Annotated in this window: 17 protein-coding genes; 6 read left to right on the forward strand and 11 right to left on the reverse strand. The window is 28.2% G+C overall.

Translation table 11 applies throughout. The features are described from left to right. Positions 1 to 176: 176 nt before the first annotated feature. Genes sufC through sufU form a run of 5 tightly spaced genes read left to right on the forward strand, consistent with a single transcriptional unit; the run spans position 177 to position 5,115 of the window. Positions 177 to 929 carry a Fe-S cluster assembly ATPase SufC gene (gene sufC, locus NNC19_RS18945; protein WP_310940254.1) on the forward strand — a complete coding sequence of 251 codons (753 nt, stop codon included), beginning with the start codon at positions 177 to 179 and terminating at the stop codon, positions 927 to 929. Positions 930 to 944: 15 nt separating this feature from the next. Then, on the forward strand, positions 945 to 2,354 hold the full coding sequence (gene sufB, locus NNC19_RS18950; RefSeq protein ID WP_310940255.1) for a Fe-S cluster assembly protein SufB: 1,410 nt from the start codon (positions 945 to 947) through the stop codon (positions 2,352 to 2,354). A 9-nt stretch (positions 2,355 to 2,363) separates the two neighbouring features. Further along, complete coding sequence (sufD, locus tag NNC19_RS18955; RefSeq protein ID WP_310940256.1) at positions 2,364 to 3,458, forward strand: Fe-S cluster assembly protein SufD; 1,095 nt, start codon at positions 2,364 to 2,366, stop codon at positions 3,456 to 3,458. Beyond that, entirely contained in the window at positions 3,451 to 4,680 is a 1,230-nt protein-coding gene (locus tag NNC19_RS18960; RefSeq protein WP_310940257.1) for a cysteine desulfurase, read from the forward strand. The genes sufD and NNC19_RS18960 overlap by 8 nt, the downstream gene beginning before the upstream one ends. 6 nt (positions 4,681 to 4,686) lie before the next feature. Further along, positions 4,687 to 5,115, forward strand: coding sequence for a Fe-S cluster assembly sulfur transfer protein SufU (sufU, locus tag NNC19_RS18965; protein WP_310940258.1), 429 nt, complete (start codon positions 4,687 to 4,689; stop codon positions 5,113 to 5,115). A gap of 71 nt (positions 5,116 to 5,186) precedes the next feature. Here the strand turns inward: sufU and NNC19_RS18970 are convergent, their stop codons facing one another. The 8 genes from NNC19_RS18970 to NNC19_RS19005 all read right to left on the reverse strand — a co-directional run bounded on the left by NNC19_RS18970 (position 5,187) and on the right by NNC19_RS19005 (position 18,353). Further along, the gene (locus NNC19_RS18970) at positions 5,187 to 6,227 is read right to left on the reverse strand and encodes a hypothetical protein (protein ID WP_310940259.1); all 1,041 of its coding nucleotides are present in this window, start codon (positions 6,225 to 6,227) and stop codon (positions 5,187 to 5,189) included. Positions 6,228 to 6,262: 35 nt separating this feature from the next. After that, positions 6,263 to 7,252, reverse strand: coding sequence for a hypothetical protein (locus NNC19_RS18975; RefSeq protein ID WP_310940260.1), 990 nt, complete (start codon positions 7,250 to 7,252; stop codon positions 6,263 to 6,265). Between the two features lie 467 nt (positions 7,253 to 7,719). Further along, positions 7,720 to 10,887, reverse strand: a complete 3,168-nt coding sequence (locus tag NNC19_RS18980; protein WP_310940261.1) for a DEAD/DEAH box helicase — start codon at positions 10,885 to 10,887, stop codon at positions 7,720 to 7,722. A 229-nt stretch (positions 10,888 to 11,116) separates the two neighbouring features. Beyond that, entirely contained in the window at positions 11,117 to 13,312 is a 2,196-nt protein-coding gene (locus NNC19_RS18985; protein ID WP_310940262.1) for a glycoside hydrolase family 9 protein, read from the reverse strand. Between the two features lie 220 nt (positions 13,313 to 13,532). Beyond that, positions 13,533 to 13,925, reverse strand: coding sequence for a hypothetical protein (locus NNC19_RS18990; protein WP_310940263.1), 393 nt, complete (start codon positions 13,923 to 13,925; stop codon positions 13,533 to 13,535). A gap of 30 nt (positions 13,926 to 13,955) precedes the next feature. Continuing rightward, complete coding sequence (locus tag NNC19_RS18995) at positions 13,956 to 14,309, reverse strand: hypothetical protein (protein WP_310940264.1); 354 nt, start codon at positions 14,307 to 14,309, stop codon at positions 13,956 to 13,958. A 137-nt stretch (positions 14,310 to 14,446) separates the two neighbouring features. Further along, the gene (locus NNC19_RS19000) at positions 14,447 to 14,791 is read right to left on the reverse strand and encodes a hypothetical protein (protein ID WP_310940265.1); all 345 of its coding nucleotides are present in this window, start codon (positions 14,789 to 14,791) and stop codon (positions 14,447 to 14,449) included. A gap of 439 nt (positions 14,792 to 15,230) precedes the next feature. After that, on the reverse strand, positions 15,231 to 18,353 hold the full coding sequence (locus NNC19_RS19005; RefSeq protein ID WP_310940266.1) for a leucine-rich repeat protein: 3,123 nt from the start codon (positions 18,351 to 18,353) through the stop codon (positions 15,231 to 15,233). A gap of 322 nt (positions 18,354 to 18,675) precedes the next feature. On the opposite strand from NNC19_RS19005, the gene NNC19_RS19010 reads away from it, so the two are divergent. Next, positions 18,676 to 18,888, forward strand: a complete 213-nt coding sequence (locus NNC19_RS19010; RefSeq protein ID WP_310940267.1) for a small acid-soluble spore protein — start codon at positions 18,676 to 18,678, stop codon at positions 18,886 to 18,888. Between the two features lie 54 nt (positions 18,889 to 18,942). Here the strand turns inward: NNC19_RS19010 and NNC19_RS19015 are convergent, their stop codons facing one another. The 3 genes from NNC19_RS19015 to uvsE form a co-directional block, all read right to left on the reverse strand. Next, a complete protein-coding gene (locus tag NNC19_RS19015) occupies positions 18,943 to 19,272 on the reverse strand; it encodes a hypothetical protein (RefSeq protein ID WP_310940268.1) in 330 nt (109 codons plus the stop codon). A gap of 338 nt (positions 19,273 to 19,610) precedes the next feature. Then, positions 19,611 to 21,062, reverse strand: coding sequence for a glycoside hydrolase family 1 protein (locus NNC19_RS19020; RefSeq protein WP_310940269.1), 1,452 nt, complete (start codon positions 21,060 to 21,062; stop codon positions 19,611 to 19,613). Between the two features lie 132 nt (positions 21,063 to 21,194). Further along, entirely contained in the window at positions 21,195 to 22,448 is a 1,254-nt protein-coding gene (gene uvsE / locus NNC19_RS19025) for a UV DNA damage repair endonuclease UvsE (protein ID WP_310940270.1), read from the reverse strand. Positions 22,449 to 22,601: the final 153 nt, after the last annotated feature.

Genomic DNA, 22,601 nt, shown 5'->3' on the forward strand with positions numbered 1-22,601 from the left:
TATATCTACTGATTATTATTAATTATATCAGAAAAAAATATTTATATATTAGAAAATTAAATGTGTATCTATATTGCACATTAAATTTTCATATGCTAATATAAAAGTGTATTTTAAATACACATTAAATTTTCAATTTATATATAGAACTAGATAAATATTTGAGGTGATTTTCAATGAAAGATAATTTATTAAAAATTAATGACTTAAGAATAGAAGCAGATGAAAAAGAAATATTAAAAGGTTTAAACCTTGAAATTAATAAAGGAGAAATTCATGTAATAATGGGCCCTAATGGAGCTGGCAAATCTACTCTTGCTAATGCATTAATGAACAATCCAAAATATAAAAAACTAAATGGGAATATAGAATTTGATGGTGAAAATATTAATAACCTAAAAACTGATGAAAGAGCTAAGAAAGGACTCTTTATGTCATTTCAATATCCAGAAGAAATTCCAGGAATAACTGTAGAAAACTTTTTAAAGTATGCTAAAAGATCAAGTGATGGAACTGTCCTAAAACATTTTAAATTTGATCTTGATTTAAAAAAGAACATGAAAGAATTAAAAATAGATGAAAGCTATGCTAAGAGATACTTAAATGTAGGATTCTCTGGTGGTGAAAAAAAGAAAAATGAAATACTTCAAATGCTTACTCTTCAACCAAAACTTGCTATTTTAGATGAATCTGATTCAGGTTTAGATGTTGATGCTATACGAATTGTTTCTAAGGGAATAGAAATGTTCTCAAATGAAGATAACGGAGTTCTAATCATAACCCATAACACAAAAATATTAGAAAATCTAAAGCCAGATTATGTTCATGTTTTAGTTGATGGCAAAATAGTTAAAACTGGTGATGGCAACTTAGCTAAGGAAATAGAAGAAAATGGATATGAAGTTTATAAAGAAAATTTAGCTAATTAAAGGTGGTGAATTTATATGGAAAATAGAAAAAAGACTTATATAGAAGAAATGGACAGAGGAATATATGATATAAAAAATAAAGATAATTTTAGTTTTAAATCTCAAAAGGGATTAACTAAAGAAATAATAGAAACTATTTCAAAAGAAAAAAATGAAGCTGATTGGATGAGAGATTTTAGATTAAGATCTTTAGATATATATAATAAGTTGTCCCTTCCATCTTGGGGACCATCTTTAGATCAATTGGATATGGATAACATAGTAACTTATGTACGCCCAAAAAGTAATTTAGTTGGTTCTTGGGATGAGGTGCCTGAAGATATAAAGAAAACATTTGATCTTTTAGGAATTCCAGAAGCAGAAAAGAAATCCCTTGCTGGTGTTGGAGCTCAATATGATTCAGAAGTTGTTTACCATAGCATAAAAGAAGACTTAGTTAGACAAGGTGTTATTTATACTGATATGGAAACAGCATTAAGAGAACATGAAGATATTGTTAAAGAATATTTTATGAAATGTGTAACTCCTAATGACCATAAATTTGTTGCACTTCATGGAGCTGTATGGTCAGGTGGTTCATTTGTATATGTTCCTAAAGGTGTTAATGTTGATATTCCCCTTCAATCATACTTTAGGTTAAATTCTCCAGGTGCAGGACAATTTGAACATACATTAATAATTGTAGATGAAGGTGCAAAACTTCACTTTATAGAAGGTTGTTCAGCCCCTAAATATAGTGTAACCAATCTTCATGCTGGTTGTGTTGAACTTTATGTTAAAGAAGGTGCAACCCTTAGATATAGCACAATTGAAAACTGGTCAAAGAATATGCTTAATTTGAATACTAAAAGAGCAATAGTTGAAAAAAATGGAACTATCGAATGGATTTCAGGTTCTTTTGGTTCACAAATTTCAATGCTTTATCCTATGAGCATATTAAAAGGTGAAGGTGCAAGAGCAGAATTCACTGGAGTATCTTTTGCAGGTAAAGGCCAAAACTTAGATACAGGAGCAAAAGTTATACACGCTGCTCCAAACACATCCTCAACAATTAACTCAAAATCTATTTCAAGAAATGGTGGTAAAGCTACTTATAGAGGTGTTTTAAAGGTTAACTCTAATGCCTATAATTCCAAGTCTATGGTATCTTGTGAATCCTTAATGCTAGATAATAAATCTAAATCAGATACTATTCCTGTTATAGATATATTAAATGATGATGTAGAAATAGGACACGAAGCTAAAATAGGTAGGATAAGTGATGAATCTATTTTCTACTTAATGTCTAGAGGTATAAGTGAAGATGAAGCAAAATCTATGATTGTAAGAGGTTTTGCTGAACCTATATCAAAAGAATTACCTTTAGAATATGCAGTTGAGATGAATAATTTAATCAATATAGAATTAGAAGGAAGTATTGGGTAGGTGATATTAATGGAAGCTATAAATTTTAATAATTTAAATAAAACTCCTGCAAGGACAAAGTCTTGGCTTAACATTAATGATATAAGCCTGGGAGAATTAAATACTCCAGATATTAAAGAGTTTAATAATATAAAAATTAAAAACCAAAATAATGATATTAATATTCAAGAATTAGTAAATAAAAATCTTTTCCCTATATGTAAAGATTTTATATATGGAGCAAGTGAAGAACTTATAAAGCAGGGTAGAGAAAACTTTAACAAAGGTCTTCTAATAACAATCAGTAAAAATATTAAAGATCCATTAATTTTAGAATTTGACTTTGATAAAGATAATAAAACATTAGTTGATAACTTAATTATTGTTGGAGAAGAAAATTCAAAGGCAGAAATTATAGTTAAGTACAAATCCCTAGATAGTTCTGGTGGATATCATAATGGAATTACTACAATATATTCTAAGAAAAATAGCCAACTCAAAGTAACTAAGGTTAACTTATTAAATGAAAATACAATACATTTTGATTCTAATATGTCTGATGTAGACAATTTAGGAACAGTTAACTTTATTTCAGTAGATCTTGGTAGTAAATACAGCATTACTAATTATCATGCTGATTTGAAAAATGAAGGAGCAACTTCCAATATAGATTCTATCTATTTGGGAGGAAATAAGAAAATTATAGATATTAACTATGTTATTACTCACACAGGAATAAAGAGTAAATCAAACATGAATGTTAAAGGTTCTCTACAAGGTCAGGCAAAAAAATCTTTTAAAGGTACATTAGATTTTAAACAAGGATCATCAAAAAGTGTAGGTGCAGAAGATGAATATTGCATGCTTCTTTCAAAAGAAGCTAGAGCAAAAGCAATGCCAATACTGCTATGTGGAGAAGATGATATTTCAGGAGAACATTCAGCATCTTCAGGAAGAATTGATGAAAATAAACTATTCTATTTAATGTCTAGAGGATTAAGTTATGATGAAGCAAAAATTATTATTGTAAGAGCAGCCTTTAATCCAATAATAGATAAAATTAGTGATTCAGCTATAATTGAAGAAATCTTAGAAGAAGTAGATAGGAGTTTAAAAAATGAATAATAGAAATTTTTTAGAAGACTTCCCCATTTTAAAGGCTGATGAAAATGGGAACCGATTAATATATTTAGACAGTGCTGCAACAACACAAAAACCAACTCAGGTTATAGATGCTATTGAAAATTATTATAAAACTAATAATGCCAATCCCCACAGAGGTGCATATAAACTTAGCATAGATGCTACAGAAGCTTATGATACTGCTCGAGAAAAGGTTAGAAATTTTATTGATGCAAAATCTACAAAAGAAATTATATTCACTAAAAATGCCACAGAAGGTTTTAATCTACTCTCCTCATCCTATGGTATGAACAATATAAATGAAGGTGATGAAATTGTTATCTCAATTGCAGAACATCACTCTAACCTTATCCCATGGCAACTTGTTGCAACAGCTAAAAAAGCTACTTTAAAATACATTTATGTAAATGAAGATGGTGAAATTACACAAGATGAAATAAAAAATAAGATAACTCCAAAAACTAAATTAGTTAGCATAACTCATGTATCTAATGCTCTTGGAACTATAAATCCAATTAAAGAGATTATAGATTATGCACACTCTATGGGAGCTAAAGTTATAGTTGATGGGGCTCAAAGTGTACCTCATATGAAGGTAAGCGTAAGAGAATTAGATGCAGATTTTTTAGTATTTTCAGCTCATAAACTTTTAGGTGCAATGGGACTTGGAGTAGTCTATGGCAAAAAAGAATTACTTGAAGATATGATTCCATATATAGTTGGTGGAGATATGATTGAATATGTTTATGAACAAGAAACTACCTATGCTGAACTTCCTTCTAAATTTGAAGGTGGAACTCAAAATGTAGAAGGTGCTGTTGCATTAGGTGCAGCTATTGACTATTTAAATAGTATAGGTATTGATGAAGTTTCTAAAATAGAAAATGAATTAATGAAATATGCCTTAAAAAAACTTAATTCTCTCTCATATGTTAAGGTATATGGTCCTAAAAATATAAATCATAGAAGTGGTGTTATTTCATTTGATATTGAAGGTGTTCACCCTCATGATGTTGCCTCAGTTTTTGATAGTCATAATGTTGCCATAAGGTCAGGTAATCACTGTGCTCAACCCTTAATGAGATTTATGGGCATTAATGCAACTTGCAGAGCTAGCTTCTACTTGTATAATACAAAAGAAGATGTAGATAAATTAATTGAAGCAATAGAAAAAACATATGCAATGTTTTCAAAATGGAGGTAGTTATATATGGATTTAAATGCAATTTATACAGAATTAATAATGGAACATAGTACATCAAAGCATAACAAAAGAAAACTTGAAGATCCAGATATTCACGAAAAAGGCCATAATCCAAGTTGTGGAGATGAAATAACTTTAGAACTTAAATTAAAAGATAATATTATAGAAGACTTAGCTTTTACAGGTCAAGGATGTGCTATTTCACAAGCCTCTACTTCTATTATGATAGATTTGATAAAAGAAAAACCTATAGAAGAAGCTTTAAATCTTACTGAAACATTTATTGGAATGATTAAAAGAGAAATTACAGATGAAGAAGAATTGTATGCATTAGAAGATGCCATGGCTTTTAAAAATATTTCAAATATGCCAGCTAGAGTAAAATGTGCTGTTCTTGCTTGGCATACACTTCAAGAAGCACTTACTAATAAGTAATATGAAAATTAAATATTCTTTCAATAAAAAAGATTGTTTCTACATATTACTGGCGAAACAATCTTTTTATACTATGAATATATACTAAAAGCGCATACAACCCATTTTCCATCTACTTTTTTAAATTTTATTGTTTTATCTTTTTTATATTTCTCTGGACTCCCATAAACTGTACTATTAATTGTATATTTTACATCTACAGTTACATGAGTTTTGTCATCTAAATCTATATCACTAAAAGTTAAATCATTCTCTAAAGTTTCAACTGCCTTTTTATAGGTTTCTTGCCACCCTTTATAATCTTCAATTATCTTACTATCACTTGAAACAATCTTACTTAAATCATCCTTATTATAATAAGCTGTTAAAAATTCTTTAACTTGTTTTTTTAATTGTTCTGACAATTCATTGGTAGGCTTAAATTTTTCAGATGGACTCTTTCCTGCTTGTACATTTTCTTCAACAATATCTTCAGCTCCATCTAACTTAAGAGTTACATCATAATTTCCATAAAAAATATTATTTGTTGTATACTCAGCAATTTTAGAATCATAAACTTTATCATAACCACTTTCAAAATGAGTATTTGATACTTTATCAATCTTCTTATTACCAATATAAACCTCAGTACCTTCAGGAACAGTAATTGTCCATTTAGTAGCTAATTTTGTAGCATCAATTTTATAATCTTTAAATAGAAGCCCATTAGAATTTTGTAACATATTTATTATATAAGTTTTTCCTTGTACTTGAACTTCATAGCTAGCACTTTTTTTCTCTTCCTCTTTAATATCCACACCACTATTTTTCAAATACTCTTGTAAATAATCTTTATTATTAGTATCTTTTATAGCATATCCTTTAAAATCTATACTTTTTAATGATACCTCAAACATTTCCTCACTCATAAAATCATTATCTGTATTATATAGCATTTTATAAGCTTTATCATATTCTTTATTAGCTAGGTAGTCACAATATTTTTGTACTGTTTTTTCAGGCGTTGGTTTCATAACTTTATATCCTATAAATCCTGCTACTATAATTATCAATACAATTGCAGTAGGAATAATTATCTTAAGTAATTTTTTATTATTTGTTATATTATTCATTTGTTTATTCTCCTTACTCATCTTAAATAGTATATTTAATTTACATCAAAAAAAGATATAACCCATTTGTCATTTTCTTTTTCCAAATTTATTGCTTTTTCTTTCTCTTCACTATATTTAGTTCCCCAAATAGAAAATTGGCATGTATATGTCACATCAAGACTGGCAATATTACTTCCCTTTAATTTTATATTCTTAATATTTATATCACTTAAAACATCATCACCACTTCTTTTTTTACTAAGTAAATTATTATTACTTGTTACCAAATTACTCAAATCAGAGTTCTTATAATAAGCATTTAAAAATTCCTTAACTTTTTTATCTAATTCATCCACTAATTCTTGCTTAGGTTTGAAATCTGTAATTATTTTCTCCCCTGAATCTACATCTTCTTTAATTATATCTTCAGCACCATCTAATTTAAGTGTTAAATCATAATGGCCTTTAAATATATTATCCACACTAATATCTATCTTTTTAGAATCATACTTATCTTTTCCATAGCTACTCTTATTATTAGTATTTCCTGCTTTCTCAATTTTCTTATTATTAATATAAACTTCAGTGCCTTCAGGAACAGTAAATGTCCATTTATCAGCTAATTTTGTAGCATCAATTTTGTAATCTTTAAATATAAGACCATTAGAATTTTGTAACATCTCTATATAATAAGTTTTTCCTTGAACTTGAACTTCGTAGCTAGCACTTTTTTCTTCTTGCTTTACATCTAAACCATAATCTTTATTATTAGTATCTTTTATAGCATATCCTTTAAAATCTATACTTTTTAATGATGCCTCAAACATTTCCTCACTCATAAAATCATTATCTGTATTATATAGCATTTTATAAGCCTTATCATATTCTTTATTAGTTAGGTAATCACAATATTTTTGTACTGTTTTTTCAGGCGTTGGTTTCATAACTTTATATCCTATAAATCCTGCAAAGATAATTATCAACACAGCTGCCACAGGAATAATTACCTTAAGTAATCTTTTATTCTGTTTAATGCCTTCCATTTATTTTTCTCCTTTGTACTTTATTTTTTTTGTAAATATAATTACATTTTTATAGTTTAAAAAACATTTAATTGTTACAATAACTTTTTATTGGGATTTAAATATTTATAGAGTTACAATAGAATTGATACTTTTCATTTAATCTAATTTTGCATTAATTATTCTTTTTCCCCCCTTAAAACAAATACTGATAAGGTTAATATTTTTTGACTCAAAAAAATCTATTAGTACTTCAACTAATAGATTCCCACAACTATCAATATTACATTTTTTTATAAATTTAAATTATATCAAATTTTAATCCCTATATTATCATTATATTCACTAACTTAATTATGTCAACAATAGTATTAAAAAACAATATTTTATCGAATTAATTTTAAAATAAGTTTAAAGAAAAAATAACTTATATACTAATCTTCAAGTAAGAAATAAATATCCTCACTTGAAGACTATATAATAATATGTTATGCAAATAACTCCATAAGCTCCTCTTTTGAAAGGGATGAAAGTATATTTTCACTCTTATAATCACTATCAAGAACATCATTTATAAGAGCTTTTTTATCTTCTTGCATATTTATAATTCTCTCTTCTATAGTTCCTTCTGAAATTAACTTAAATACTTGAACAACATTTTTTTGTCCTATTCTATGAGCTCTATCTGTAGCTTGCTCTTCTACTGCCGGATTCCACCAAGGATCAAAATGTATTATAATATCTGCAGAAGTTAAATTAAGGCCTGTTCCTCCTGCCTTTAATGAAATTAAAAACACTTTACAATTATCACTATTATTAAACTCATCTACAAGCTCTAGTCTTTTATTTGCTTTTGTACTTCCATCTAAATACATATGCTCTATTCCATTATTGCTTAATTCACTAGAAATGTTACCTAACACAGATGTAAACTGTGAGAATAAAAGAATTTTATGCCCATTTTCTATATTTTCCTTAATAATATTAATAGCCTCTTCCATCTTTGCACTTCTACCTTTATAATTTTCCATTATTATAGATGGATCTAAACACAATTGTCTAAGCTTTGTTAAATAAGAGAATATAGTTATTTTATCTCCTTGAAAGTTCTCATCTTCCATTTTCTCTTTTATGTTATTTACATATGCTCCATATACTTTCTTTTGCTCTTTGGAAAGTTCAACATAATAATTTTTCTCTATCTTGTCTGGCAATTCTGTAATAACATCCTTCTTTAATCTCCTAAGCATAAAAGGTTTTATATATTTTTGAAGTTCAATTGTGGTATCATGATTATTTATAAACCTTTTCTTAAATGTAGTGGTATTATATAAGTAATTTGGCATTATAAAATCAAAAATGCTCCAAAGCTCTATTAAGTTATTTTCAATAGGTGTTCCTGTTAATACAAACTTTGTTTTTGCCTTAATATTTTTTACACTCTTTGTGCTTTGAGCTAATGGATTTTTTATATTTTGTCCTTCATCAAGTATACAGTAATCAAATTTCAACTTTTTATAATTTTCTTCATCATTCCTTAAAGTACCATAAGTGGTTAGAATCACATCATACTCATCCATATTTTCTATGTTTTTTTCTCTTTCATTTTTATTGCCATGGATAATACCCACTCTTAAGGATGGGGCAAATTTAGAAAATTCATTCTTCCAATTATATACTAATGAAGTTGGTGTAACTATTAAAGATTTTTTTCCTTCTTCTGATAATAGAAATGAAATAGTTTGAACTGTTTTTCCTAATCCCATCTCATCAGCTAGTACTCCCCCTAATCCTAAATAGCTTAAGTTTTTAAACCACTTAAATCCTATTATTTGATAATCTCTTAATTCAGTCTTTAGATTACTTGGAAGAATATAATTAAGATTGTTTAAATCCAAAACCTTATTTGAAATATTCTCTACTATATTCTTTCCTTTAACACAAGATAAATTATTATTTTCTAAGTAATCATTTAAAACAATAGCCTTATTTTTATGCAGCTTTACACTTCCATCTTTACTTGTTCCAGCAATTTCATCAACTAAAGCTAAAAAGTCCTGAATTTCTTCCCCCTCAAGATTTATAAAACTATCATCTTTTAACTTATAATATTTTCTTTTATTTTTAAAAGCATCTAAAATACTCTTATATTCCTTAGAGGATATTTCATCTATGTTAAATGTAAAATCTAAGAATCCATCTTCTCTATCCTTTATATTTGCCTCTATTCTAGGAGTAGAATAAACTTTTCTTTCTCTAAATCTATCTGAATAATAAACATCACCAAGTGTTTCTAATTCTTTATATTTTTCTGATAAAAATAAATATAAAGCATATTCATCTCCATTAAATATAAATATATTATTTTCATAAGTGAAATTAAGATTAGTTAATATATCTAAAATTTTTTCTTCTTTGTTTGTATCACGTATTATAATTTTCTCTTTTTTATCTGTACTATTAAAATATTTTAATGTTTCTTCACCATATTTTAAGTTGATATCTAACACAACTCCTTTTTTTCTTATATCTAAAAAGAATTCTGCTTTTAAATCACTTTTTACTAAATTATCTATCTTACTATCTATTTTTATATGAGAACTTATATTTTCTAACTTAGGCATTACAGTATTAAACATTTCTAGTGCTTTTTCTTTTCTAAATTCTAATCTTTTAAATTCCTCAAAATACTTATAAAATATTTCAAAGCTTTTCATTTGTGATTTTGATGGCAAATAAATATTTCCTCCAAATAGAAAAACATCATACTTAGAAGTGAGTGCTTTTAAAGAATCTCCAAACATGCTGATAATATATTTTTCATTTTTTTCATTAATATCAATTTTTATTGGAACATCTTCTTGAATAATCTTTACCTTTTGTAAGTCATATGTTATCCCTTTTTCTTTAATCATTTCTAAAAAACGTCTAAGAGAGGTATCTTTTATGTTTATATATTTTCCATCAATTAATCCATTGTTATATCCATATAAATTATCAATAGCTAATGCTTCTTCTATATACTCAACTATACTTTCATCTATTTCATTAAATATATGCTCATTTGGGAAATATGTAAAATCCTTTCCATAAGTAAGTCCTTCATTTTCATACTTGGCTTTTATAAAATCTTTTATATTTTTTAAGACATACATCTTTTTATTTCCAATTTTAAAATCCACTTGATAATATCCGCGAAAATTTTTATGGCTTAAATTAACCACTAAGTTAATTTTTTCTTTTGGTTTATTAAGGTTTATAAGTTCATCCAATATATATTGTCCCATATTTTCAATTTTATTTTTAGTTTCTTTTTCTTTAACAATCTTTAAATCTATATATTTTGATAAAACAGCTGCTATGTGCTTGCATATATATATATCTTTAAAAGTTCCATTCTTATAAAAATCTAAGCAATCACAATTTGTTCCATTAATTTTGCTAGTTTTGCAGTCTATAAAAACATCCACATGATAATAAGAGTAATCTTCTTGAGAGAAAACTATAGAATTAACTTCTATCTCTTCACCTGCATATTGATTCTCCTGTATTCTTTGTATTTTTCCAGTTCTAATTAACTCATTTCCCTTTTGTTTTTTATAGAAATCAACTTTTCTTTCAAAATCATCTGATAATTTTTTAACATCATAATTCATTACTGTTACCAATTCCTTTTAACATTTATATTACTACATGAAATCTATTTTTTAATCATTCGTATATTAACTTTTTTATTATATTATATCCTATTGTTTAAAAGCTTAAAACACTCTCATAGAAATCTTTCAGATAATATGAATAATTCCGCTAAATATAACTAAAGGAGCATATCATTTAATTAATGACATCTCCTTTAATCCATATAAAGATTATTTAGAATCTTTTCTAATTTCTATCAACCTCAGCCATAGCACAAACAAATGGTGAATTCCAATAAATATCTACTTCATTGGTAGAATAACTTTCTTTATCATCAATATAGCACTTAGCAGGAGGTAATCCTTCTAAATTATCTGCTGCTGTTGTGTCTTCTAAACGACTATTTGGTCCACCTGCAATCATACCTGGTACTGCTAATCCTTGAACAATAGAAGGTCTATGATGTGGATTTTTCATAGAATCTGTACCATAGCCTGAAACAAAACACTTACCTAATGAATTTTTCCCAAAACAGTAGTTCAAATGCTCTTTTGCATAATCCAAATACTCTTCATTAGGAAAAATCTTATAAGCTTTTGCAAGGAATATAGCATTATTGTTCACATCCATATTGCTACCCCAACAGTAACCTGTTGTTCCATTAGAAATATTGTATGCATCATTTTTATCTAATGCCACAATATTTTGTGCCTTATTTACAATATAATTTCTGATATTTCCAGCTACATTTTGGTCAGCATCTTTAGCTGATATATAGGCCATATTACCATAATCCCCTACACTTTGCCATCCAAATCCAGATTTAATCTTTTCATTTGCTAAAGCTTTAAATGCATTATCATATTTACTATTCCCTGTTGCTTTGAAAAGCTGAGCTGCTGCCCAATATCTTTCATCACTATCATCACTATCGCCATATTCACCAGTAACAATACCTGCTGGATTTGAAACAGGAGTATTTGGTTTATCTTTAAGGTATTCCCAAGCCTTTTCTCCTGCTGTTAGATATTTTTCAGCAAGTGCTGAATCTATATCTTTGAAACTTTCATATCCCATTGCCATAACTGCTGCAAAGTCTCCTGTTGCAGTTGTTGAAATAGGACATACTATAAGTTCATTTTTCTCAGCTTCTGGCATAACATGGCCTGGAAACCCAGCACAAGTTACTTTATGATAAACTCCTCCACTTGTTTGATCTTGCATTTTTAACATCCATTGCAACTGATATTTTATTTCATCTAAAACATCTGGAATTCCATTTCCGCTTTCCGGAATATTAAAATCATCTCCAAAAGCTGCTTTATTATCATCATAAGCTGTTAAGAGATCTGCGGCTGCCTTTGAAGTAGCCACTACATAACGTCCATAATCACCTGCATCATGCCATCCACCAGATACATCTATTTTTTGATCTGTACCATATATTGTTGCAAGGTCTGTATGACAAGCTGGATGAGTCCATTTGCCGCCCAAATCTTTTGGTATTTCTTCTCCACATCTTTGCAAATAGAAGAATCTAACTGCATCTTTAAATACATTTTTATAAGCATCTTCCGCTATAGTAAACTGATAAGAAGTGCCTAATCCATTAGTTTCAATAGTATAATTACCTGGTGTTTTTACAGATGAAAAATCTCCAAATCTATCTATTTCATCAGCCGCTTCATTATTAATTGACCCATTAATATCCCCCTCATAAACAACCGCTTTTGTACTAGTTGAAATAACCCTAAATTTACAATCTTCGCTAGTTGCTCTAAATACAACTTTTTTCTTATCTTCTGGTTTATACCCTACCTGATTTAAAACTATTTTTTGCTCTACTTTTGGAGCATCATCTTCATTACCTACTACCCCAGTATCATCGAGAAGAACTAATTTAACATTATCAATTTTAATAGAATGTGCTTCTAGCTCTTGTCCTATATTCCCTATATTAAAAACTAATCTTGGTGTTTTATCATTTTCTTCTGTCATAACAAAATCTTGTGATACTTTTTGTACCTCTTTAGTCACATCTATTTTTCCATAAGTATATGAACGGTAATCTCCACCATTACGTTGAATTGCAAATTCCATTTTTCTATCAACTGTGGAACTTATGTCAAACTCCAAATGATATTTCCCATTCTTGTACATTTTGAATCCATCCTGATATACTTGCATACCATAGGATACACTTCCACACTTATTTACCTGTGCATTAAGCGCGCCATCTTGAAGTGATACTTCTCCATCACCACCTTCAGCTGTAAAGTTTCCCCATCCTTTTAAGTTCTTATCAAAAGACCCGTTCTTAATTAAATTGACATTAACTTTGTCAGCCGCCTTTACCACTGCTAAACAACTATTATTGCTAACAAGCATACTTATTGATAATACTAAACCTGCTAGCAATGAAATTATCTTCTTTGCTTTCATTATTATTTCCCCCTATATCTTTAATATTTACAACTCTATATTCTCATAACATTTAAATTAAATAAATATCCATTTCATAAAATATACAAAATTACTCATTAATTTAAATTAAGTAAATCTTTTTATTTTAAGACAAAAATAATACTATTTATGATAAATTTATTTTAACATTATTTTATACAGAATAAATAAACCCAATAGTAAACTTTAAGACGCTTTACTACTGGGTTTTATAAACGTTTTTTGAATAAATAATAGGCCCCACAAATGAACTTATTAACAAGACATATACTCCTATACCTCCAAAAATTTCTCCCAAATTTTTATTACCAATACCAATTAATAAATAGTTTAAAAATATAATTATTGTCCATATTATACTTCTTCTTAAGGCTTCACTTTTACTTTTTGTTTTAAGAATCCATGTAAACATGTATGTTAATAAAACTACTGGCAAAGATGTTAACAATAATTCTCTACTTATAAAATATGTATAACCTTCCTTTGTAAAATTTCCTGGCTCTCCAAATGGTAATGTAATAATAAATTCTATAATTGTTATTGATATATTAATCAATATTCCAAATAAAATATCTTTTGCTATTTTTAACATATTACCCCTCTTCTTTTTTTCTTTGTACCATCAATATCCTAATGTTAATCTTTGCCTACATTCTGATTTTTGGTGTGGTGACATTTTGCATATATTTTTCTCCATCCATTTTCTTTGTGGATAAGAAAATCTTGTACCAAAGAACAATAAAAATTGATTATTGTAACATTCATTCTCAAATCCATATGTAGACTGAGTAAATTTTACATATCCTAAAGCTTCTAATAATGCTGTATCATGAAGATAAATCTTTTTCTCTTCATCAAATAACTTTAAGCCTAATCCTTTTTCTAACTGTGATGCTAAAAGATTGTGCTTAGACTCCCCACATCCATAAAACTCTCCTTCTCTTGATAACCAACCACATATACCTAGTTTCTCCATTTTAATAATAGGATAGATACTTATATCTTCCTATATTCCCACCTTCCTTTCTTTTATTATTAACCCTATTAAATTATAGGGTCTACTAATAAATTATCATTATACTTCTTAAATAGTTTTAGTTCAATTTCATTTTTTTATAAAAAATTATTTGCACTGCAATAGGCAAGTCCATTTACTATATTAGAATGAGATATCTCTTGATCTATACATTCAGCTAAAGTCCAAGAATCATTTAAAATAAATTTCATTAATTTTTCATCACTATTGTAACTTTCATTTTTTTCTTTTGCACAACTAGTTATTTTAGAAGATATAACAATATCATTAATTTCTATACCTTCATAGCTTACATCAAATAACCCAAGCACTCCTAATAATCTTTCTTCTAAATCATTTTTTTCTATATTCTTATCACTGTTATTTTCAATATAATTTGTATATTTATTCTTCTCATAGACACTTACTTTAATATTATTCAAGTTCAATCCCTCCCTAAAACATACAATTCACACTATATAGTTCACATTTTATATCTAATTACCTATTAATATTGTAAATTGTGCATTATTTCTATTCTATAAAAAAAGGACAACGCACCTATCTTAAAGATAAAGTATTTCATTACAACTTCATCTTTTAATAGCGCTTGTCCTTTCTATGGTAAATTTTCAACTTAAGTCTTTTATAATCTAATTTAAACATACTGATATCTCCATTCATTTAAAATTTTATTATGAAAATATCGTTTGCTAAATTAAAATTTTCTAGTTTTCCCAAACCTATTAATATATTTTACACGCAAAATTCGATATTGTAAACACGTGTTGAATAAAAGTTTTTAAAATATATTAAAATTTCTTTCCGACAACTTGTAATATAAAATACATTATTTTACTTCAGTTGACAGGATTCCTAATTTTATTCAAGTACAAAAGTTATATTATTTTTTACTGTTCCATTAGTTAATCTTGAATCAGTTCCAGTTCCAAGATTTTTATAGTAAACTTTAACAGGTTTCTCAGAAGAAACATTATCTAAGTTTTCAATTGTCAAAGTTCCAACATAACTATCATGAGTAACATTCCATTTTGAATTAGCATCAAAAGATGCAGTTATCCCCCAGTTTGCTTCTGCTCCATAATAATTTCCATTAAGTTTTGTTACATTTCCTGCATTATTTGTATATTCTGAATTTCCATTCCAAAGACCATTATTACCATCTGCAAAACTTCCTTCAAAATTAGAGTTTTTAAAGTTTGCTGTTACTGATGATGTTCTACTTCCACCTCTACCTTCTACAGCTCTGTTAACAGTTCCTTCATTCCACACTATGCCACTAACAGTTCCATTACTGTCAATAAAATTAATAGTAGGCGAAGATCCTGCTTCTGAGGAAATTAGATAATCATAATCACTTGTATTTTTATTAATATACTTATTTCCTGTAAGATTTAATGTTGTTCCTGATGCTTCAAAATCTAATATAGAATTTGTATTTCCACCATAACTACTACCTACTGTTAAATATGGAATATCAGAAAAATCAGTACTTCCAGTATATGAACCTGCGGAATAATTATAATAAGTATTATCTAAAACACTCTTACGTATTTTCTTATTATCTGTATATGTTGCTCCTTCAAGTTTACCAAGAGTATTATATAATGTTGTTTTAGTCTCACCTGTAATATTATAGTTTTCACACAGCTTGCCCATAGTCATTGTTTCATCACTCATCATGTAATATGCAAGAGCATAACTTCCACTTGCAGTTTTCCACGCTTCCATAGCTGACTTAGCTTTATCACCTATAGTATATTCACTATAATCCTTAAATGCTGTTATAGTTGAGTTTGATATATCAGAAGTTCCTTTTGCACCGCCACGATTTTTAATTCCCATAACACCTTTTATTTCACTGTTGCTCAAATGATAAGTTCCTCCACTTGCAATAACTGCTCCTGCATCTGCATAAGAAGTTAACTCTGCTTTGTCCCCAGAAATCACACCACTTCCAATGACATATGCACCAGCAGAACGATTTCCATAAACTGTAGCTTTATAATTATTAACTTCAACAACTCCATTACCAAAATCATTTGCTAAAGAAGATCCTTGTCCTACTGCATATGAACCTTTTCTTCCTGTTTTTGCTGTAACATTTTCAAGGTATGCATATCCACCATATACACAATCAGCTACATGGTTATTCCAACCTTCAAGATTAAAATCTGTGTTATAAACATAAACCTTAGATGTTGAAGATTTAGCAGTATTACTTCCTAAATCTGCTCCACCACAAGCTGCAATAACACCATTTGCACCATCTCCAGTTGCTGCAATAGAACTATGTTCACTACCACCTTTTTTACCAAGTGTAACAGTTCCACCTTGTGTTGCATAAAGTACTGCATTCATGCCCCACTGCATAACAATCTCAGGATTATAAGTTGATAAACCAGCTTCATATGACATCTTAGCCCAGTTTCCAACAGAGTTACTTTTAGCATTAAGCTGACTTACTGTTAAATTACCATAATTTGTAGCCCAAAGAATGCTACGTTCCTCATTTGTTTTCCCTAAAACACTGTCACCTTTGTAAGTTTGACTATTTCCATCCTTATCAGTATATTTAAATGAAGTATCTGTAGATTTAAGGCTTAAAGGGCTTGTATATTCTAAATCTTCTCCATCTGCTGTAATTACAGAGTTTGCAAATGAATAGTATACTGGATTCATTTCTTTTTGCGAACTTAACCCATTTAAATACACATTACTATCTGCAATTGCTGCAGTATCTTCATTTGCAGATAGTTCAAAAGGAGAATAATATATAACATCCACATCTCCATCATTATCAGTATCTTTGTATGCTATATATTTGTAGTAAAGGTTACTATCATAGTAATTTGCATCCATAAGCTCTCCCTTAGTTACAGTTCCATTAACAAGGGAATAAATCACATCACCTTTTTCTGCATCATATGCTGTAACATTTTTAGAATCAAGTTTAACTTGATTACCATTTATATAGTAACCTTCATTAAAATTAAATCTACTTTTTACTGTGCTATAGTTAGAATCAGATGATATTTTTCCATTAAGAGTAGATGCTTCCTCAGCTGTTAATACTCTAAAAGTCTTATTTAACTCCTTAACTTTAACCTTATCCTTAAGACTATCTGCAACAGTTGCACTTGATGTGTAATCTACAACTCCTGTAAGATCTCCACTTATTGTGTAAGTATAAATATTATTTTCAAAATTTCCTGAATCAACTGTGCATCCAGTTCCCCTTGATATTATACTAATATTAGTTTTTTCAATGGGATATGAATTTACACTTAAATATTCACCATAGGTACCATATAGTGTTTTATCTACTGCTGTATAAGAATCACTATCCTCTGAATCCTTAATATCTACAGTTATTCCTGTGTATCCTTTTCTAGATACTTTATCACTGCTTCCAAGAACACTAACAAGTTTATTAGTATTTTCATCACTATAACTTGAGTTTAAATACACAACTACATTTGGGTTACTTTGAAATGCACCTGTATCTAAATTTACATCAGCATTAGCAATACTTACAACTGCTACACTATTACAATCATAAAATGCCCACGAATCAATTGTTTTAACTACATTTGGTACATAAAGTGCTAGAATTTCTCCATGACGTGCAAATGCTTGTGAACCTATTTCTGTTACAGTAGCTCCATCAAGAACACCTGGAACAACAACTGTTGTATCAGTAGTTCCAATATACTGTGTTATTTTAGCTGTCTTAGTTACTTTTGATGGTGATACCGAACTGTCTGTAGTTGTTGTAACTGTAAACTTCCAATTTCCATACTTCTCACTTGTCTTTGTAGTGGTTGTTTGGGATGTAGACGGTCCTCCACCTGGACCTCCTGGACCTTCTGGTCCACCATTATCATCTGCAAATGCTGTAGATGTTATGGCCAAGTTTAAAAGAGAAAAAATCATGGCAAATATTAAAGTCATTGACACTACCTTTTTCCGTTTGTTCAACATTTTTACCTCCTAGGTTTTAAAAAAATTTGTTATCACTTTTAACTTACATATTGATTTTAATGTTATTTTGTACTAAACTCGCGCGCTTACTTAAAAGTTTTATACTTAAAACATATAATCACCATTCTTTATACTATATGTAAGTTATAGTAAATTAACTTTGAAAATTATACCATTCTCAAAAAACCTCTTCAATAAATTGCTGTAACTATGTGAACATTTTGGTAATTATGTGATAAAAGATTTTTTCACATTTAATAATTAGTTTAAGTATATTTTCACACAAAAATATAACACTAACTTTATATGGAGGTGTTATATAATGAGTAAAAAACCATTAGATCCAAAATCAAAAGTAGAACTTGAAAAATTAAAAACTAAACTTTCTAGCGAGGTTGGGATGGAATTTAATGATGAAATTTATAAGGGTCGTAGTTCTTTAAAATTAACCCACTATATAGCTGATAATATTAGTAATTTAGTGATTAAGAATATTGTTGAGCCACTTGAAAAAAATTTATTAGATAAACACTAAAAAAAATGTAGTGAGATTTATATAAAAATCCACTACATTTATTTAAAGAAAAAATTAAACTTTTTGCTCTAATTCATCATACATTAACTCACTAAAAATAACTTTTGCCCAAACTCTTATCTTATTAAAATTCTTTTCTGACTCTTGACCTCTAAATTCTAAATAAGTCCTTTTAGTTTCATCCTGATGAACTTCAACTTGTAGTCCATCTTTTTCAAAATAACCATCAAAATTTACTCTACCACTAAATGTAAGTTTATTGGGCTTAATATCTTCCTTTATTATATTGACAATCTTATTCATAGATTGCCAATTATCAAATCCTTTAAAATCATAAATTACTTGGCTACTGTTTGGTATTGATTCAACTAATTCATATTGCATTTTTTTAATATCCCCCTATTATAATTAAAATGAGTATGTACTTAAATCTTTATGACAAAAAAAGAACATAAGATTAATTTAAGTTATAAATAGATATATTCTATTTCAGTAAATAATATATGCTTATCCTTTACATAATAATTTTCTATATTCTTTTATTATTCAGTAAGCACACTATATATTCATCTTAATTTTTAATAAATTAATATTTTTCTTAAATCAAAATTTAAAACTAATATGTCCATTCCCTATTTTACATATAGAATTTCACTTTGTAAACAGATATTGTAAAAAATGCAAATGAAAATTTGATTAACCATTTATAAATGCAATTATCTTTATTCTAAACTTTCTCCATTAGATTCAATAACCTTCTTATACCAATAAAAACTTTTCTTAGGTCTTCTTTCTAATGTTCCATTTCCTTCATTATTTTTATCCACATATATAAATCCATAACGTTTCTTCATCTCTCCTGTAGATGCACTTACTAAATCTATACATCCCCACATAGTATATCCCATAAGGTCAACTCCATCTTTAACTGCTTCCTTCATTTCTACAATATGATCTCTTATATAATCAATTCTGTAATCATCATTAATTGATCCATCTTCCTCTATAACATCTACTGCACCCAACCCATTTTCAACTACCATTACTGGAATTTGATATCTATCATAAATATGATTTAAAGTCCATCTCAATCCCTTAGGGTCAATTTGCCATCCCCAATCTGAAGCTTTTAAATATGGATTTTTTGTTCCTCCCATTAAGTTTCCTGCAGTATTTTGATTATTCGGATCAGTACTTACCGCATTAGACATATAATAACTAAATGAATAGAAATCTACACATCCTTCCCTAAGTATCTTTTCATCATCCTCTTCCATATTTATCTGAATATTATTTTCTTCAAAGTAACGTTTCGCAAAGGCAGGATAATATCCTCTTACTTGGACATCCCCACAAAGGCCATTATTTATTTGATCTTTTTGTTGAGTTAATAATATATCTTCTGGATTACATGAATATGGATAGAATGTCATATATGCAATCATACATCCTATTTTGAAATCTGGATTAATTTCATGTCCCAATTTTACTGCTTTTGCACTAGCAACAAATTGATGATGTAATCCTTGGAATCTTAATTGAGGATTATCTTTAACATTCATTGAAAAATCAGTATTTTCTACTCCATTCATAAGTATACCACCACTCATAAATGCTCCAAGTGGCATTGTTAAACAATTTATTTCATTAAATGTTAACCAGTACTTAACTTTATCCTTATATCTCTTAAATATTGTCTCACAATATCTTATATAGCAATCTATTACTTCTCTCCCTGCCCATCCATTGTACTTCTTTGTAAGCCCAAAAGGTGTTTCATAGTGAGATATAGTTACTAACGGTTCTATATTATTTTTTTTAAGTTCATCGAATACGTTATCATAAAATTTCAAACCTTCTTCATTTGGTTCTAGCTCATCACCATTTGGAAAGATTCTTGACCAGTTTATAGACATTCTAAAAGTTTTAAATCCCATTTCTCCAAACATTTTAATGTCTTCTTTATAATGTCCATAGAAATCTATAGCCTCATGACTTGGATAATATGTTCCTTCTTCTAACTCTGGAGTTATTCTTCTTGGAGTAGTATGAGTACCACCTGTCATCATATCCGCTGTACTTGGTCCCTTTCCACCTGCATTCCATCCTCCTTCGAATTGGTTTGCAGCTGTAGCACCACCCCATAGGAATCCTTCTTTAAAATTTTTCATCATTAATGCCCTCCTCTTTTTATGATTAACTTATGTAATAATAATAAAAAAATTTATCATAAGTTTCAAATACAATAATCTTCTTCTGTACCCATACACTCTTTGCAAATTAGAAATAGGACATTAGAATGTCAACTATTCAAAATAATAAGAATTCAGTAAATACTCTTGATTATACTTATTAGCCAACTTCCATAATGCACTTTTAACTTTATTGTTAGATCCATTCCCTTCCCTGTAATCATCAATTATTTTCAAGAAACTTTTCTTCTCTTTTTCAGAAGCTACATCTTTAAAATAACCCCAAATATGATTTGCAGCATTTATTGAATTTCCTATAGATTCTTGATCTTTCAACGATTCCTCTATTAGATTATAAAATTCCACTGAAGGATAGCTATTTTTATCCTTTAACAATTGTCTTATTTCTAAATAATTATTAGGTGAGTTTTCTAATATTTTATATTTATACCTACTCCATTCCTCTTCAAGCGCCTTAATATTCCCATTTTTTGAAGTACAATTAATACATTTTACTGCTGAAAGGTTTTTATCTTTAACTTCTAGCATTATATCTATATCTTCTCTATTTAGCTCTTCATAGAATTTCATAAAATTATCTATACTTATAGTACTAGAGTGAGATCCTATCTTCTTTAATGGGTCTTGTTCAGAATAGTGGATTTTTTGTTTTCCATCTTCCTTTTTCCAAGTTTTTTTGCATTCATTTATCCATTCTCTAGTACTTCTTTGCTCAACAGATGAATTTATATCATTATGTAAATTATCAAAAACTACTGGAATATTTAACTTTGTTCCTATATCTAAAACATCCAAAATATTATACAATTTATCATCATTTTCAATAACTAATCTATCTTTAACCGACTTATCTAAATATTCATAATTAGTTATGAATCTATTTATGGCCTCCTCTTTATTATCATAAACTCCACCAATATGTAAAATCATCTTATTTTCTTTTCCTACTCCAAGACAATCCAATACTTTTGTATGGTAATTTAAATCATCTATTGACCTTTTTACTACATCTTCCTTTGGAGAATTTATCACTGTATACTGCCCTGGATGCATGGATACTCTCATTTTACTTGACTGAATCTTCTTCCCTATTCTTTCAAAATCATTATTAAATATATCCCACCAATTAAGCTTATTAACAGAATTTGATCCAAATGTTATAATGTCAGAAGTAATTCTAAATAATTTTATATTGTTTTTAATATTATAATCAATTATATTTTCAAGAGATTTTAAATTATATGAAATTAACTCTAGTAACTTTTCTTCATTAGCATTTTTAAGTATACAACTTTTGAAATTAGCATCTTTTACTCCAATAGTAAGACATGCATATCCTATACTCATATTTTTCATCCTTTCATAGTTTATTTTATTTATACAGTTTAACCATTAAAAATAATTCTAAAATATATAAAATCAAAAGGAGCTGTCGCATTAGCGGATGAATATCCGTTAGCGATAGCTCCCTTTTTGAACTAAATATCATTTTCTTATATG

This window comes from Clostridium sp. SHJSY1 (genome assembly GCF_031626875.1).
Taxonomy (GTDB): domain Bacteria; phylum Bacillota; class Clostridia; order Clostridiales; family Clostridiaceae; genus Clostridium.